The 15,897-nt window shown below is 65.6% G+C and carries 18 protein-coding genes and 1 tRNA gene; 2 read left to right on the top strand and 17 right to left on the bottom strand.

What is annotated here, in order from left to right; genetic code table 11:
• Nucleotides 1–296: 296 nt before the first annotated feature.
• The 8 genes from EOD73_RS09120 to EOD73_RS09085 all read right to left on the bottom strand — a co-directional run bounded on the left by EOD73_RS09120 (nt 297) and on the right by EOD73_RS09085 (nt 8,356).
• Nucleotides 297–1,877 carry a cryptochrome/deoxyribodipyrimidine photo-lyase family protein gene (locus tag EOD73_RS09120; protein WP_127682681.1) on the bottom strand — a complete coding sequence of 527 codons (1,581 nt, stop codon included), beginning with the start codon at nt 1,875–1,877 and terminating at the stop codon, nt 297–299.
• Nucleotides 1,878–2,610: 733 nt separating this feature from the next.
• Nucleotides 2,611–2,862: a hypothetical protein gene (locus tag EOD73_RS09115; RefSeq protein WP_127682680.1), complete on the bottom strand. Its 252-nt coding sequence runs from the start codon at nt 2,860–2,862 to the stop codon at nt 2,611–2,613.
• A 176-nt stretch (nt 2,863–3,038) separates the two neighbouring features.
• Nucleotides 3,039–4,355, bottom strand: a complete 1,317-nt coding sequence (gene hisD / locus EOD73_RS09110; protein WP_127682679.1) for a histidinol dehydrogenase — start codon at nt 4,353–4,355, stop codon at nt 3,039–3,041.
• 4 nt (nt 4,356–4,359) lie between these two features.
• Nucleotides 4,360–5,046 carry an ATP phosphoribosyltransferase gene (gene hisG / locus EOD73_RS09105; protein WP_127682678.1) on the bottom strand — a complete coding sequence of 229 codons (687 nt, stop codon included), beginning with the start codon at nt 5,044–5,046 and terminating at the stop codon, nt 4,360–4,362.
• Nucleotides 5,047–5,161: 115 nt separating this feature from the next.
• Nucleotides 5,162–6,436, bottom strand: a complete 1,275-nt coding sequence (murA, locus tag EOD73_RS09100; RefSeq protein WP_127682677.1) for a UDP-N-acetylglucosamine 1-carboxyvinyltransferase — start codon at nt 6,434–6,436, stop codon at nt 5,162–5,164.
• 3 nt (nt 6,437–6,439) lie between these two features.
• Nucleotides 6,440–6,685, bottom strand: coding sequence for a BolA family protein (locus EOD73_RS09095; RefSeq protein ID WP_127682676.1), 246 nt, complete (start codon nt 6,683–6,685; stop codon nt 6,440–6,442).
• 1 nt (nt 6,686) lies between these two features.
• Nucleotides 6,687–7,451: an ABC transporter permease gene (locus EOD73_RS09090; protein ID WP_127682675.1), complete on the bottom strand. Its 765-nt coding sequence runs from the start codon at nt 7,449–7,451 to the stop codon at nt 6,687–6,689.
• On the bottom strand, nt 7,448–8,356 hold the full coding sequence (locus tag EOD73_RS09085; protein ID WP_127682674.1) for an ABC transporter ATP-binding protein: 909 nt from the start codon (nt 8,354–8,356) through the stop codon (nt 7,448–7,450). Before EOD73_RS09085 ends, EOD73_RS09090 begins: the two co-directional genes overlap by 4 nt.
• Nucleotides 8,357–8,447: 91 nt before the next feature.
• On the opposite strand from EOD73_RS09085, the gene EOD73_RS09080 reads away from it, so the two are divergent.
• Together EOD73_RS09080 and EOD73_RS09075 are read left to right on the top strand one after the other, a co-directional pair.
• Nucleotides 8,448–9,104, top strand: coding sequence for a TetR/AcrR family transcriptional regulator (locus tag EOD73_RS09080; RefSeq protein WP_127682673.1), 657 nt, complete (start codon nt 8,448–8,450; stop codon nt 9,102–9,104).
• Between the two features lie 384 nt (nt 9,105–9,488).
• The gene (locus EOD73_RS09075) at nt 9,489–10,247 is read left to right on the top strand and encodes a hypothetical protein (RefSeq protein ID WP_127682984.1); all 759 of its coding nucleotides are present in this window, start codon (nt 9,489–9,491) and stop codon (nt 10,245–10,247) included.
• A gap of 334 nt (nt 10,248–10,581) precedes the next feature.
• On the opposite strand, the gene EOD73_RS09070 is transcribed toward EOD73_RS09075, so the two are convergent.
• From EOD73_RS09070 to secY, 9 genes are all read right to left on the bottom strand, one after another.
• Nucleotides 10,582–10,658, bottom strand: a tRNA-Met gene (locus EOD73_RS09070).
• A gap of 188 nt (nt 10,659–10,846) precedes the next feature.
• Nucleotides 10,847–11,233, bottom strand: coding sequence for a 50S ribosomal protein L17 (gene rplQ, locus EOD73_RS09065; RefSeq protein ID WP_127682672.1), 387 nt, complete (start codon nt 11,231–11,233; stop codon nt 10,847–10,849).
• 106 nt (nt 11,234–11,339) lie between these two features.
• On the bottom strand, nt 11,340–12,329 hold the full coding sequence (locus EOD73_RS09060) for a DNA-directed RNA polymerase subunit alpha (RefSeq protein ID WP_127682671.1): 990 nt from the start codon (nt 12,327–12,329) through the stop codon (nt 11,340–11,342).
• A gap of 137 nt (nt 12,330–12,466) precedes the next feature.
• Nucleotides 12,467–13,090 carry a 30S ribosomal protein S4 gene (gene rpsD, locus EOD73_RS09055; protein ID WP_127682670.1) on the bottom strand — a complete coding sequence of 208 codons (624 nt, stop codon included), beginning with the start codon at nt 13,088–13,090 and terminating at the stop codon, nt 12,467–12,469.
• Between the two features lie 214 nt (nt 13,091–13,304).
• Nucleotides 13,305–13,709: a 30S ribosomal protein S11 gene (gene rpsK, locus EOD73_RS09050; protein WP_127682669.1), complete on the bottom strand. Its 405-nt coding sequence runs from the start codon at nt 13,707–13,709 to the stop codon at nt 13,305–13,307.
• Between the two features lie 29 nt (nt 13,710–13,738).
• The gene (gene rpsM / locus EOD73_RS09045; RefSeq protein WP_127682668.1) at nt 13,739–14,104 is read right to left on the bottom strand and encodes a 30S ribosomal protein S13; all 366 of its coding nucleotides are present in this window, start codon (nt 14,102–14,104) and stop codon (nt 13,739–13,741) included.
• 37 nt (nt 14,105–14,141) lie between these two features.
• On the bottom strand, nt 14,142–14,255 hold the full coding sequence (rpmJ, locus tag EOD73_RS09040; protein WP_035036301.1) for a 50S ribosomal protein L36: 114 nt from the start codon (nt 14,253–14,255) through the stop codon (nt 14,142–14,144).
• A 62-nt stretch (nt 14,256–14,317) separates the two neighbouring features.
• A complete protein-coding gene (gene infA / locus EOD73_RS09035) occupies nt 14,318–14,536 on the bottom strand; it encodes a translation initiation factor IF-1 (protein ID WP_127682667.1) in 219 nt (72 codons plus the stop codon).
• Between the two features lie 31 nt (nt 14,537–14,567).
• On the bottom strand, nt 14,568–15,887 hold the full coding sequence (gene secY, locus EOD73_RS09030; RefSeq protein WP_127682666.1) for a preprotein translocase subunit SecY: 1,320 nt from the start codon (nt 15,885–15,887) through the stop codon (nt 14,568–14,570).
• Nucleotides 15,888–15,897 lie beyond the last annotated feature (10 nt).

The raw sequence follows: 15,897 nt of genomic DNA, 5'->3' as shown, positions 1-15,897 counted from the left end.
CACGCCCGCAGTGCGCGCAAGGCTTGCTGGGCAGCCCCTGCTTGTTGCCCCGGAACCCAGAAACGGCAGTTGACCGCTTCCCTCCGCCTGCCAGTTTTCGCTCCATCATCGGATTGAGCCCACGGCGCTGTTCACCGCTTGGGCGACACCGCTACACAGCCGATTGCACCGCGCTGCAGCACGCTGGCGGCGTTGCTCGTCCTTGCGGGCAAGAGCCCGCGGCGTCCTCGCGCCTTGCCAGCGCACCGCATCACGGCGCACTCGGCCGTGTCCAACTGCCGTTTCTGGGTTGAAGCTCAAAACAACTCTCCCTGGGGCGAAGGGGTCGATGGGGTCGCCGGTGCCAGCGCCGCTTTGGCGCGCCGCGCCTTCGTCGTGTTCGGCAGCCCGCTCTTGCGCGAGCCGTGCTTCTCTTGCACGCCATCGGCCTGCGCGCGGGCCTCGGGCCGGCGGCGCTCGGTCCACATCGCGTCCTTGGCCGCGCGGATGGCGCTGCGCTCGTCCACCAGCGGTGCCGGGTAGTGCGTTCCGATGACGCAGCCGCTGGCCCGCTGCGTGGCCGCATCCATGCGCCAGGGCGTGGCCAAGTGAGGCAACGGCACGCCGGCCAGCTCGGGCACCCAGCGGCGGATGAACACCCCGTCGGGGTCTTGGTCCAAGGCCTGCTTGGTGGGCGAGTAAATGCGCAGGGTGTTGATGCCCGTGGTGCCCGATTGCATCTGCATCTGGCTCCAGTGGATGCCGGCTTCGAAGTCCAGGAACTGCCGCGCCAGGTGCAGGCCCGTGGGCCGCCAGTGCAGCCACAGCGGGTAGCTCGCCACGCTGACCAGCATGGCGCGCATGCGGAAGTTCAGCCAGCCGGTGGCGTTGAGGCTGCGCATGCAGGCGTCCACCATCGGCCAACCCGTGTGGCCGGTGGCCCAGGCCTCAAAGCGGGCCTGGTCGGACTCGGTGAAGGGCGCGGCGTCGCCCGGGCGCAGGCCGTCGAAGGCCGGCACGAAGGCGCGGTGCTCGATGGCCGGCTCGTCCTCCAGCTTTTGCATGAAGTGGCAGTGCCAGCGCAGGCGCCCGGCAAAGCCGCGCAGCGCGTAGGCCCAGCCGCGCTCGCCGAGAAGCTGCGCCTCGGCGATGCGCGCCTCGGTGGCTTGGTGCGCGCGGCGCAGGCTCAAGGTGCCCCAGGCCAGATGGGGCGACAGCCGGCTACAGCCGGCTTCGGCGCTCAGCGGGCTGCTCATCGCGCGGCGGTAGTCGTGGCCGCGGCGCATCAGGAAGTCGTCCAGCGTGGCCAGCGCGGCGCGCTCGCCGCCCACCTGGCCGGCTCGCGCGTCCGGTGCCACGCCCAGGGCTTCGGGCGTGGACAGCGGCTCGGTGGGGAAGTCGCCGGCCGGCGACCAACCAACAGGCACCGGCGCCTCGTCGGCGTCCATGCGCGCCTGCCACTGCCCGGCCCAGCCGTTGCGGCTGCGCAGGCGGCGCACCACGCCGTGCTGCGGCAGCTCAGTCCACGCGACCCCGGCCTGCCGGCACCACGCCGCCACGGCCAGGTCGCGCGCGTAGGTCCAGCCCGGGCCGGTCTCTTCGTGGCTCAGCAGGTGCGTCACCCCCAACTCGCGCTGCAACGCGGCCAGGCCCTCCACCGCCGGCGCCACGCGCACGTGCAACGGCAGGGCGCGCCGATGCAGGCGCAAGCGCAGGCCCTGCAAGCTTTGCAGCACGAAGCGCAGGTGCTGGGGGTCGAACTCCGGCGAGGCCAACCAGTCGGGCTCGATGAAGAACACGGCCGCCGCGCGCTCGAAGGCCGCCGCCCGCGCCAACGGGGCGTGGTCGTGCAAGCGCAGGTCGCGCTTCAGCCAAACGAGTGCGGTGGACGCGGCCATGCCGCGATTGTGGGAAGCGTGGGCTCGGCTCGGCGGGGAGGCGCCGCGATGCCCTGGCGGGTTGATCCGCTGATCGGCGGCAAAGCCGCGTCAAAGGGCGGGAGAAACCCAATCCAAGGAACACTCTTCAGCAGGCCCCCAGACAAGCGGCAATTTGCCTGCAACAGGCCGCGGGCCTCTGAGGACTGCTATCGATCCGAACCAGCCAATCACCGCACCAGCAAGTTGTCACTCAACGCCTGAACTAAGCCGTGCCGAGTAGCGGCGTCGGCTTGAATGAACTGTGAACTGGCATGGCAGATGCAACTGAGCGAAGGTCTTGGACAGCTTGCAGCCTAGTTTTCGGGGACTTGATGTGCGCAGGCAACCTGCTAAGCCAATGACCGTTGGGCCCGACTTGGCCACCGCGAATTGCGCAAAGGCGCCGCGATGGAGGGAGAGGTTTGCGTCCAAGTACTTCGATGCACTCACCAAGCTGAGCAGCAGATGAGAAGCGAAAGACAAACCCCTGGGACTCAATGCAAAGAACCGGGAAACCACAGCGTCCGTCGGGCATCGGGGCAGGCGGATCGTATGACTTGGACGAACGCCATGGCGCGCCGTCGCGCTCTACGTGAACCCAATAGGCCATCGGCTCGTCGCGCCAATCGCGCACGTGCTCAATCCAGTTGCGACAGACTTTCCCCATGGCGGCAAACGCATTCAGCCGGCCAGAGTCAGCCGCAATGAACGGCTACTCAGCACCACGCCCCAGCCTTTCCTTTGCTTCGGAAATCAACTGTTCGATCAGCTCCAACGGAACATCGCAGTCGAAGGTGCTGAGGGTCCATTTACCGACTTCGTCTGAAAAGAACACCTCTGCGACCACGTTGTCTTGGTTTTGCCAATGCCGATGCAGCTCAAGAGCAATTCCATCGCGCATTACGTCGCTGGCGACCAGGGTGCTGTAGCGCACGCCCTCGTACTCACGGTCCAAATGCTGCATAAAGCTTTATCGGCGGATCGTTAACGGCCGCCATATCACTGGCGCCAATCGGCAATCGCTTCCCAAAGTCAGCTCCTGGCCGACAGCCGACTCTTTGAATGGAGTGCGGACCGGACGGCTTCAGCCCTTGCGATCAGCACCCCAGCAAAGCGAGTCGCCTTGCGCTCAGCGGCTACTCATCCGCCGCTGGCGTCCACCCGCATCGCCGCCGACCGCGCATGCGCCTGCAGGCCCTCGCCCTGCGCCAGCGTGTCGGCCACCGGGCCCAGCACCTGGGCGCCGCGGTGGCTGATGTCGATCAGGCTGCTGCGCTTGACGAAGTCGTACACGCCCAGGGGCGAGCTGAAGCGGGCGGTGCCACTGGTGGGCAGCACATGGTTGGGGCCGGCGCAGTAGTCGCCCAAGCTCTCGCTGGCGTAGGTGCCCAGGAAGATGGCGCCGGCGTGCTTCAGGTGCGGCAGCCATCGGCGCGGGGCCGTGCTGCTCACCTCCAGGTGCTCGGGCGCGATGCGGTTGCTCACCGCGCAGGCCTCTTCCATGCTGCGCGTGTGGATCAGGCCGCCGCGGCCCTCCAGGCTGGCGCGGATGACGGCGGCGCGTGGCATGTCGGGCAGCAGGCGGTTCATCGCGGCCTCGACGGCGTCGAGGTAGGCGGCGTCGGGGCACAGCAGGATGCTTTGCGCCAGCTCGTCGTGTTCGGCCTGGCTGAACAGGTCCATGGCCACCCAGTCGGGCGGCGCGCTGCCGTCGGCCAGCACCAGGATTTCGCTGGGGCCGGCGATCATGTCGATGCCCACCTGCCCGAACACGCGGCGCTTGGCCGCGGCCACGTAGGCGTTGCCGGGGCCGGTGATCTTGTCCACGCGCGGGATGGTGGCCGTGCCGTAGGCCAGGGCGGCCACGGCCTGCGCGCCGCCAATCGTGAAGACCTGGGCCACGCCGGCCAGGTGGGCGGCGGCCAGCACCAGGGCGTTCTTCTCGCCGCGGGGCGTGGGCACGACCATGACGATCTGGCCCACGCCGGCCACCTGCGCGGGAATGGCGTTCATCAGCACCGAGCTGGGGTAGGCCGCTTTGCCGCCGGGCACGTACAGGCCCACGCGGTCCAGCGGGGTGACCTGCTGGCCCAGGCGGTTACCGTCTTCGTCCTCGAACTCGAAGCCTTGGCAGGTGACCTCGAACTGGCGCTGGTGGTAGCGGCGCACGCGCTCGGCGGCCACTTGCAGGGCCTGGCGCTGGACCTCGGGCAGGCCGTCGAAGGCGGCCTTCAGCTCGGCCGGAGGGATGGCCAAGTCGGCCACCGAGGCGGCCTGCACGCCGTCGAACTTGTGCGTCAGCGCCAGCACGGTGGCGTCACCGTCGCGGCGCACGTCGGCAATGATTTGCGCGACCGTGGTCTCGATGCCGGCGTCGGTCTCCTCGCTCCAATGCAGCAGCTGCTCGAGCTCGGCGTCGAACGTGGCGGCGGTGGTGGCGAGGCGGCGGATCTTCATGACTTCAGGCGTTGGCAGTGGAGGCAGCGAGGGCGCGGCGGAAGGCGTCCATCAGCGGTTGCAGGCGCACGCGCTTGAGCTTGGCGGCGCCGGGGTTGACGACGAGGTGGGCCGACACCGGGAGGATGTCTTCGACCTCGACGAGGTGGTTGGCCTTGAGCGTGCTGCCGGTGCTGACCAGGTCGACGATGGCGTCGGCCAGGCCGGTCAGCGGGGCGAGCTCCATCGAGCCGTAGAGCTTGATGAGGTCGACGTGCACGCCCTTGTCGGCGAAGTGCTGGCGGGCCAGCTGGGTGTACTTGGTGGCCACGCGGATGCGCGCGCCTTGGCGCACGGCGGCGGCGTAGTCAAAGTCGGCGCGGGTGGCCACGCTCAGGCGGCAGCGGGCGATGCCCAGGTCGATGGGGCGCAGCAGCGAAGCGCCGCCCTCCCCGCCCCCGTAAGGGCCCAGTTCGTGCTCCAGCACCACGTCCAAGCCGGCCACGCCCACGTCGGCGCCGCCGAACTGCACGTAGGTCGGCACGTCGCTGGCGCGGACCAGCACCACGCGCACGTCGGGCTGGTTGGTGGGCAGGATGAGCTTGCGCGTCTTCTCGGGGTCTTCCAAGACCTCGATGCCCGCCGCGCGCAGCAGCGGCAGCGTGTCGTCAAAGATGCGGCCCTTGCTCAGGGCCAATGTCAATTGAGTCATGGGGTGAACCAGCAATCCAGGCAGTCAGCCTCCAAGCGGCCACCGCGGAACCGGCTCGGCCGGGCCGCCAGTGGCGCCCCCTTGAGGGGGAGGCGCGAAGCGCTTCGGGGGTGGGTCATTTCACCCTCTCGATGTCGGCACCCAGGGCGCGCAGCTTGGCTTCCATTTGCTCGTAGCCGCGGTCCAGGTGGTAGATGCGGTCCACCACGGTCTGCCCCTCGGCCACCAGGCCGGCGATGACCAGGCTGGCGCTGGCGCGCAGGTCAGTGGCCATCACGGTGGCGCCGCTCAAGCGCTCCACGCCGGTGACGACCGCCGTCTTGCCGTCGACCTCGATGCGGGCGCCCAGGCGCACCAGCTCGTTGACGTGCATGAAGCGGTTTTCAAAGATGGTCTCGCTGATCTTGGCCGAGCCCTGGGCCACGCAGTTCACGGCCATCAGCTGGGCCTGCATGTCGGTCGGGAAGGCGGGGTACTCGCTGGTGCGAAAGCCCACCGCGATGGGCCGCGTGCCCATGGTGACGCGCAGCTGGCCGTTGATGGCGTTGACGCTGGCCCCGGCCTCGCGCAGCTTGTCGATGACGGCGTCCAAATGGTCGGCGCGCGAGCCCACCAGGGCCACGTCGCCACCGGTGGCGGCCACGGCGCACAGGAAGGTGCCGGCTTCGATGCGGTCGGGCACGATGGCGTGCGGCTCGCGCGGGGCGTGCAGTTGGTCGACGCCGCGGATCACGATGCGGCTGGTGCCATGGCCTTCGATCTGCGCGCCCATCTTGATGAGCAGCTCGGCCAGGTCCACCACCTCGGGCTCTTGCGCGGCGTTTTCCAGCACGGTCTCGCCCTCGGCCAGCGCGGCGGCCATCAGGAAGTTTTCGGTGCCGGTCACCGTGATCATGTCGGTGGTGATGCGCGCGCCCTTCAAGCGCCCACCCGCCGGGCACTTGGCCAGGATGTAGCCGTGCTCGACGACGATCTCGGCGCCCATCAACTGCAGGCCCTTGATGTGCTGATCCACCGGACGCGAGCCGATGGCGCAGCCGCCGGGCAGGCTGACCGTGGCCTCGCCGAAGCGGGCCAGCAGCGGGCCCAGCGCCAAGATGCTGGCGCGCATGGTCTTCACCAGCTCGTAGGGTGCCTCGGGGTTGCTGACCGGGCCGGCGTTCAGCGTCAGGCGGTGGCCGGTGTCGCTGTCCCATTCCACGCTGGCGCCCATGTTGCGCAGCAGCTTGATCATGGTGTGGACGTCTTGCAGGCGCGGCACGTTGTCCAGCACCACCGGCTCGGCCGTCAGCAGCGCGGCGCACAGCTCGGGCAGGGCGGCGTTCTTGGCGCCGGAGATGGTGACGGTGCCGTGCAAGGGCTTGCCGCCGCGGATGAGGAGTTTGTCCATGGCTCAGGCGCCTTCAGCGTGTTCGGTGGGGGTCAGGGTCTTCATCGAGAGGGCGTGGATCTGCTCTTTCATGCGCTCGCCCAGCGCGGCGTACACGCGCTGGTGGCGGCGCACGCGACTCAGGCCCTCGAACTCCGCGCTCACGATGGTGGCGAAGAAGTGCCGGCCGTCGCCGTTCACCTCGAGGTGCGCGCAGGGCAAGCCGGCGGCGATGTAGGAACGCACCTCGTCGGGCGTGGGGTCGGCCATGTCAATGTCTCACTTTGTAGCCGCGCTGCAGCAACTGCAGCGCCAGGGTGGCAACAACGGCAAAGGCCAGCGCCACGATGCCCAGGCTGATCCAGGGATTCGTGTCGCTGACGCCAAAGAAGCCGTGGCGGAAGCCGTCCACCATGTAGAAGAAGGGGTTGAGGTGCGAGGCTGCGCGCCAAAAAGGCGGCAGCGAATCCACGGAATAGAACACGCCCGCCAAGAAGGTCATGGGCATGACGATGAAGTTTTGGAACGCGGCCAGTTGGTCGAACTTGTCGGCCCACAGGCCGGCGATCAGGCCCAGCGAGCCCATCAGGCCCGCGCCCAGCAGGCCGAAGGCCAAGGCCCAGGGCAGGTGCTGCAGGGCCCAGCCCTGCCAGGGCACGAACCACAGCGTGGCCAGCGCCACGCCCAGGCCCACGGCCAGGCCGCGCACCATGGCCGCGCCCACGTAGGCCAAGAACCACGCCCGCGGGCTCAGGGGCGTGAGCAGCAAGAACACGAGGTTGCCCGTGACCTTGCTTTGGATGAGGCTGGAGCTGCTGTTGGCGAAGCTGTTTTGCAGCACGCTCATCATCACCAGACCCGGCAAGAGGAAGGCGCCGTAAGGCACACCGTGCACCTGCACGTGGTCTTCCAGCACGTGGCCAAAGATCATCAGGTACAGCACCGAGGTGAGCACCGGCGCGGCGATGGTCTGGAAGCTGACCTTCCAGAAGCGCAGCAGCTCTTTCTTGAACAGGGTCGACGCACCGGGCTTCATCGCGCCTCTCCTTGCATGATTTCGAGGAACACGTCCTCCAGGTCGGCGCGCCCGATCTCCAAGTCCTCCACCGGCACCTGGGCCTGGCGCAGGCGGCCCAAGATCTGCTCGACCTCGGCGGCGTCGTGCGCCTTGATCTGCGCGATGCGCCCGGTCACACGCGCATCGAGCCCTTCGGGCAGGGCGGCGTCGGTCTTGAAGCGCAGCACCTGGTGGCTGCGGTGGCTCAGCAGCGCGCTGGTGCGGTCCAAGGCCACCAGCTGGCCGGCCTTGAGCATGCCGATGCGGCCGCACAGGGCCTCGGCCTCTTCCAGGTAGTGCGTGGTCAGCAGCACGGTGGTGCCTTGCGCCTTGTTCAGGCGGGCGATGAACTGCCACAGGGTTTGGCGCAGTTCCACGTCCACGCCTGCGGTCGGCTCGTCCAGCACGATGACCGGCGGCTTGTGGACCAGGGCCTGCGCCACCAGCACGCGGCGCTTCATGCCACCGCTGAGCTGCCGCATGTTGGCGTCGGCCTTGGCGGCCAGGCCCAGCTCGCCCAGCAGCTCGTCGATCCAGGCGTCGGTGGCCGTCACGCCAAAGTAGCCGGCTTGGAAGCGCAGGGTTTCGCGCACGCTGAAAAACGGGTCGAACACCAGCTCTTGCGGCACCACGCCCAGGGCGCGGCGGGCGCTGGCGTAGTCGCTGACCACGTCGTGGCCCATCACGGCCACGCGGCCCTGGTTGGCCTGGGACAGGCCGGCCAGGATGCTGATCAGGCTGGTTTTGCCGGCGCCGTTGGGCCCGAGCAGCCCAAAGAAGTCCCCAGGGGCGATGTCGAAGGAAACATCGGTCAACGCAGGGGTGGAGGCGCCGCGGTAGGTCTTGTGCACCCGCTCGAAGCGGATGGCGGGTGTCGCGGTCATGCGCCAGATTGTAGGAAGGCCGCACCAAATCCCTAGGAGGCGCCCTTCTTCAGCGGGTATCGTTGCCACGCCCCGCCACGAACAGAAGAACATGGCCCCGCCCAAAAAGCCCCGACGCACCGCCGAGCGCATCCTGGAAGTGACGCTCGACCTGTTTAACCGCTTCGGCGAGCCCAACGTCAGCACCACGCTGATCAGCGCCGAGCTGAACATCAGCCCCGGCAACCTGTACTACCACTACCCCGCCAAGGACGAGCTCATCAATGCCTTGTTCTTGCGCTTCGACGCCGAGTTGGCCGACCTGCTGCTCGCGGCCGACAACGTCAGGAACGTGGAGGACGCCTGGTTTTTCTTCCACACCCTGTACGAGCTGATTTGGAAGCACCGTTTCCTGTACCGCGACCTCAACGACCTGCTGAGCAAGAACCGCAAGCTCGAAACCCATTTCCAGACCGTGCTCGCCCGCAAGCAAGAAGCCATGCGGGGCGTGCTGGCGGGGCTGAAGATTGGCGGCGCCTTGAAGATGGACCCGCGGGAAGCCGCGCCCGTGGCCGCCTCCATGGTGGTGCTGCAAAGTTACTGGTTGAGCTTCGAGTACGTGAAGGACCCGCGCCATGCCCTCGAGCCCGAACGGGCCGGCGCCGCGCTGCTACGCGGCGCCTTCCACGTGCTGAGCTTGTTGATGCCCTACCTCGAACCCCAGTCTCGCGAGCACCTGTTCAAGCTCGCCGGCAATTACCAATCCTGAGGAGACCTGCCCATGGCCACGACCGCCAAGAAGACGCCCGCCAAGAAGACCCCAGCGCCGGGCCCGGCGGCCAAGGCCAGTGCCCCCAAGGCTGCCGTCAAGGCGGCCTCCAAGGCGGCGCCCAAGGCGGCCGCCAAGGCAACGCCCAAAGCAGCCTCCAAAGCCTCGGCGAAAGTTGCCAGCAAGGCGCCGGCCAAGGCCCCGGGCAAGTCCGCTGGCAAGACGACTGCAGCGCCCAAAGCCGCGCCCAAGGTCACGGCCAAGGTCACGCCCAAGGCCCCCAGCAAGGTGGCCGCCAAAGCCCCGGCCAAGGTGGTCGACAAAGCGCCCACCAAAGTCGCCACCAAGGCGCCCGGCAAGTCCAAGGCGCCCTCAGCAAAGTCGGTGACCCCCAAGGCCGCCGCAGGCTTCGATCACGATGCCGCCAGCCTCAAGTCGCTGTGGCCGCAGTTGCACCGCGGGGACGCCGAGCCTTGGCCCAAGTCGGCCGCGGTGGTTGAGGCCTGGCGCCTGTTTCACGCGGGCGATTTCAAAGCGGCATTGGCGGCCGGGCTGAAGGCCGGCGGCGACGGCATCACCGTGGCCAACAAGGCGCAGGCCATCCATGCGAACTACGTGGAGAAGAACGAGCAGGCCAAACTCGACGCCTTCCTGGCCGTGGCCGCCCGGGCGGAGGCGCAGCAAGACGCCCAGCCCGACAACGCCAACGCCTTCTACCTGCAGGCCTACGCCTTGGGGCGCTACAGCCAAGGCATCAGCATCGCCGAGGCCCTGGTGCAGGGCCTCGGCGTGAAGATCAAGACGGCCTTGGAGCGTGCGATCGCCCTGGCGCCGCGCCATGCCGACGCCCACGTGGCGCTGGGCGCGTTCCACGCCGAGGTGATCGACAAGGTCGGCCGTTTGTTGGCCCGCGGTCAAGGCGCCGATGCGCGCACCGGACTGCAGATGTTCGACGCCGCCCTCAAACTCAACCCGACCAGCGCCATCACCTTGATGGAATGCGCCAACGGCTACGTGATGATCGAAGGCGACAAGCGCATGGCCGAAGCGGAAGCCCTGTACGCCAAGGCCGCGGCATTGAGCCCCCTCGACGCGATGGAGCGCTTCGACATCGAGCTCGCCAAAGCCGAATTGGAAGACTGAGCGCCCCGGCATCCGAGCGCGGGGCATTTCCGCAGGGTGCCTGTGCCCTGCGCTGTGTCGCCCACGCGCGGGACTGAACGCGTTCCTGCAGCGTCGCGAACGCTTGCCGCCACCGTTGCCACAACGACGGATCGCCATTCAAGCGACGCAGCGTGGCGTTGTCGTTGGCTGCAGCGCTTGGGTGAGTTCATCTGGACTGAATGAACTGCGCTCAGCGCGCCATCACGCCAGTTGGTGACCCGAGGCTGAGACCGCTCACCCTCGAACGGGCCCGCAAAGCAAAAAGCCCGCTAATGCGGGCTTTGGCTGAGTCTTTGTGGGACTCGATCTTCGATGGTTGCGGGGGCAGGATTTGAACCTACGACCTTTGGGTTATGAGCCCAACGAGCTACCGGACTGCTCCACCCCGCGCCAGGGAAGCCTGAGACTTTAGCACGAAGGGTGGCAGTGACGCAAGACTTCTTTCAAGTTTTCTGAAGTGCGCGGGCGCATGGCATTCCCATGGCAGCCGCATCCCACCCGTTGAGCCACGCCATGAAAAAAGGGTCGGCAAGCCGACCCTTTTGAGCAAACCGCCTCAACGGGCGGCCAGCATGGGCTTACTCAGCAGCGGCTTCGGCCGGCGCCGCCGGACGATCCACCAATTCGACATAAGCCATCGGCGCGTTGTCGCCAACGCGGAAGCCCATCTTCAAGATGCGGGTGTAACCGCCCGGACGGGCCGCAAAACGCGGGCCCAATTCGTTGAACAGCTTGGTGACCACATCGCGATCGCGCAGGCGGTTGAACGCCAAGCGACGGTTCGCCACGGTGGCTTCCTTGGCCAGGGTGATCAAGGGCTCGACCACGCGGCGGAGTTCCTTGGCCTTGGGCAGGGTCGTCTTGATGGCTTCGTGCTGCAGCAGCGAAACCGCCATGTTGCGCAACATGGCTGCGCGGTGTTCGCTCGTGCGATTGAGTTTGCGGAGACCGTTACGGTGACGCATGGTGCTGTTCCTTTCCTATGTTTTGCCGCCAGCCGGATCAGGTACTGGCGGTTGCACCGATGAGGAGCTTGTCTTCAGGGGCTCCCCTTGCCCTGTTCAATACAAATCAGCGCTTGTCGAGGCCGACGGGCGGCCAGTTTTCCAGGCGAGAACCCAAGGTCAAGCCGCGCGAGGCGAGCACTTCCTTGATTTCGTTGAGCGACTTGCGACCCAGGTTGGGGGTCTTGAGCAGCTCGGTCTCGGTGCGCTGGATAAGGTCGCCGATGTAATAGATGTTCTCGGCCTTGAGGCAGTTGGCCGAGCGAACGGTCAACTCCAACTCGTCGACCGGACGCAGCAAGATCGGATCGAACGAGGCCGAACGCTGGGCCGGCGCATCGAAGGCATCGACCAGGTCGGTGCCTTGCAGTTGGGCGAAGGCAGCCAGTTGCTCGACCAAGATCTTGGCCGAAGCACGGATCGCTTCCTCGGGCGAAATGGCACCGTTGGTTTCGATCTCCATGACCAACTTGTCCAAGTCCGTGCGCTGCTCGACGCGAGCGTTCTCGACGGCGTAGCTGACGCGACGCACGGGCGAGAAGGACGCATCCAACACGATGCGACCGATGGCTTTGGTCGGCTCATCGCCGAAACGACGCAGGTTGCCCGGCACGTAACCGCGGCCCTTTTCCACCTTGATCTGCATGTCGATCTTGCCGCCTTGGGCCAGATGGCAAATCACGTGATCAGGGTTGATGATTTCCACGTCATGCGGAGTCTGGATGTCAGCCGCGGTCACCGGGCCTTCGCCTTCCTTGCGCAGGATCAGGGTGACTTCTTCGCGGTTGTGCAGACGGAACGTAACGCCCTTGAGGTTGAGCATGATGCCAACCACGTCTTCCTGCACACCGTCGACCGTCGAGTACTCATGGAGCACGCCCGCGATCGTGACTTCGGTCGGCGCATAACCCACCATCGACGACAACAAGACCCGGCGGAGGGCGTTGCCCAGCGTGTGGCCGTAGCCGCGCTCGAAAGGCTCCAACGTGACCTTGGCACGGTGGCCGCCCAGCGGCTCGACGTTGATCGACTTGGGTTTGAGCAGATTCGTTTGCATGGGCTCTTTCTATCAATCCCCCGGGTGCACCACCGGAGGCTGAGGAAGCAACCGGAACCGTCAAACGACGATTCCGGCACTGGGGGCAAGGCTTGGCCATCGGCGCACGTCTGCGCCAGCCGCACCTTGCCAATCGATCAGCGCGAGTACAACTCGACGATCAACGATTCGTTGATCTCGGCACCGAACTCGTCGCGGTCCGGCGTCTTCTTGAACACGCCTTCCATTTTGGTCAGGTCCACTTGCACCCAGGCCGGGAAGCCCAGCGACTCGGCCAACTTGAGCGAGTCGATGATGCGCAGCTGCTTCTTGGCGCCTTCGCGCACGGCCACCACATCACCGGCCTTGACCGAGTAAGACGCGATGTTGACCGTTTGACCGTTCACTTGGATGCCCTTGTGGGACACCAGTTGGCGCGCTTCGGCACGCGTGGAGCCAAAGCCCATGCGGTACACGACGTTGTCCAGGCGGGACTCCAAGAGCGTCAGCAGGTTGACGCCGGTCGAACCCTTGCGGCGCTCGGCTTCTGCGAAGTAGCGGCGGAACTGACGCTCCAAAACGCCGTACATGCGCTTGACCTTCTGCTTCTCGCGCAATTGCAGACCGAAGTCGCTCGTGCGCTGACCCGAGGTGCGGCCATGCTGGCCGGGCTTGGTGTCGAACTTGGCCTTGTCGCTGATGGCGCGGCGGGCGCTCTTCAGGAACAGGTCGGTGCCTTCACGGCGGGAAAGTTTGGCCTTGGGGCCGAGATAACGTGCCACGTTGTTGGTCCTGGTTCAATCTGACGCCCAGCGAATGGCTCGGCGCAAGTCTGGCGGGTGTGTTTTTATGCGCTCAGACGGTGGTCTTAGTGGTCAAGCTGCCAACAGGCGGCCCGACCAACGAAAAGCGCCGGCGGCCCCATCAAGGAGCCCGCCGGCCATTAGAAAGCCCGCGATTATCGCGCAAGCTTCCCAAATCCTGAATGCGTGGGCGTCAGATGCGACGACGCTTCTGCGGACGGCAACCGTTGTGCGGCACCGGCGTCACGTCAGCGATCGAGTTGATGCGAATGCCCAGAGCAGCCAACGCACGGACCGACGACTCGCGACCCGGGCCCGGGCCCTTGATCTTGACGTCGAGGTTCTTGATGCCCTGTTCTTGCGCCGCACGACCGGCCACTTCAGCCGCGACCTGGGCCGCGAACGGGGTCGACTTGCGCGAGCCCTTGAAGCCCTGACCGCCCGACGAAGCCCAGCTCAGGGCGCCGCCCTGGCGATCGGTGATCGTGATGATCGTGTTGTTGAACGACGCGTGAACGTGAGCAACGCCATCGGCAACGTTCTTGCGAACCTTCTTGCGGACGCGTTGAGCAGCGGAGTTGTTCGGTGCCTTAGCCATCTTGATCTTTCTTCAGTTCCAGCCGCTGATTACTTCTTGCCGGTCGCCGCCGAGCGACGCGGGCCCTTGCGGGTCCGGGCGTTCGTGCGGGTGCGCTGGCCGCGCATCGGCAGGCCACGGCGGTGGCGGAAGCCACGGTAGCAACCCAGGTCCATCAAACGCTTGATGTTGATGGACATCTCACGGCGCAGGTCGCCCTCGATGGTCATCTTGCCGATCTCATCACGGATCTTTTCCAGTTCGGCGTCAGACAGGTCCTTGACCTTCTTGTCGAACGGAACGCCACAGGCAGCGCAGATCTTCTGCGCGGTCGTGCGGCCGATGCCGTAGATGGACGTCAGCCCGATCTCGGTGTGCTTTTGCGGCGGGATGTTGATACCAGCGATACGTGCCATGGTCTTCCTCTATTGCTCTCGTGTCCAGGCGGCCTGATCAGCCCTGGCGCTGCTTGTGGCGCGGGTCGGTGCAGATCACACGCACCACACCCTTGCGGCGGATGATCTTGCAATTGCGGCACATCTTCTTGACCGATGCCGAAACTTTCATGTTCTGCTCCTGGACCTAAATGCTTTGCGCTGAACGCGTCGTCTTCCGGGGTTGTGTTTCGCTCACTTCGCCCGGAAAACGATGCGAGCACGACTCAAATCGTACGGGGTCATCTCAACGGTGACCTTGTCCCCGGGCAAGATGCGGATGTAGTGCATCCGCATTTTCCCCGAGATGTGGCCAAGGACGGTGTGACCGTTGTCCAGCTTTACGCGAAAGGTCGCGCTCGGCAGGTTTTCAAGGATCTCACCTTGCATCTGAATGACGTCGTCCTTGGCCATGCCACTTCAGATCAAATTGTCTTGCCTTCCGTCAGCTTGCCTTGAAGCTCGCCTTCTTCAACAACGATTCGTATTGCTGGCTCATCACATAGCTCTGAACCTGGGCCCAGAAGTCCATGGTGACGACCACGATGATCAACAGCGACGTGCCACCAAAGTAGAACGGGACGTTGTACTTCAGGGTCAAGAACTCGGGCAGCAAGCACACCAGCGTGATGTAGATGGAGCCGATCAAGGTCAAGCGACCCAAGATCTTGTCCAAGTACTTGGCCGTCTGCTCACCCGGGCGAATGCCCGGAATGAATGCGCCGCCCTTTTTCAGGTTGTCTGCGGTCTCACGGCTGTTGTATTGCATCGCCGTGTAGAAGAAGCAGAAGAACACGATCGCAGCGGCATACAGCATCACGTAGATCGGCTGACCTGGATGCAATGCGTCGCCCACATTCTTCAACCAACGCAGCGGACCTTCCTGAGCGCCAGCACCGAACCAACTGGCCAAGGTCGCAGGCAGCAGGATGATCGACGAGGCGAAGATCGGAGGGATCACCCCGGCCATGTTCAGCTTGAAGGGCAAGTGCGACGACTGGCCGCCATACACCTTGTTGCCAACTTGGCGCTTTGCGTAATTCACCAAGATCTTGCGCTGACCACGCTCGACGAACACCACGCCCCACGTCACAAAGCCAACCAGGGCAATGATGAATAGCGCGACGATGATCGACATGGCGCCGGAACTCACCAAGCTGCCCAAGCCACCAATGGCGCCAGGCAGTCCAGCAGCGATGCCGGCGAAGATCAAAATCGAGATGCCATTGCCCAAGCCGCGCTCGGTGATCTGCTCACCCAGCCACATCAGGAACATGGTGCCGGCCACCAAGCTGGCCACGGCCGTGATGCGGAAGCCCCAGCCCGGCGCAATCACCAAGCCCGCCGAACTTTCCAGCGCAACAGCGATGCTGAACGACTGGAACAAGGCCAAGCCCAGGGTCCCATAACGGGTGTACTGCGTGATCTTGCGCCGCCCGGCTTCGCCTTCCTTCTTCAAAGCTTCGAAACTGGGAACCACGTAGGTCATCAACTGCATCACGATGGACGCAGAGATGTACGGCATGATGCCCAATGCAAAGACCGTGAAGCGCGACAAAGCGCCGCCCGAGAACATGTTGAACAGGCTCAGGATGCCGCCTTGCTGGCTGCTGAAGAGCTGCTTCAACTGAGTCGGGTCGATCCCCGGCACAGGAATATGCGCGCCGACCCGGTAGACCACCAGGGCCAACAACAGGAACCAAAGCCGGCGCTTGAGGTCGCCGAAACGCCCCCCGCGGACCAGCTGTTGCGCGTTAGAAGCCACGAATCGCCTT

The organism is Inhella crocodyli, from assembly GCF_004004565.1.
In the GTDB taxonomy this organism is placed as follows: domain Bacteria; phylum Pseudomonadota; class Gammaproteobacteria; order Burkholderiales; family Burkholderiaceae_C; genus Inhella; species Inhella crocodyli.
The sequence above is the reverse complement of the archived record's forward strand: the minus strand, read 5'-3'. Positions and strand labels throughout refer to the sequence as shown.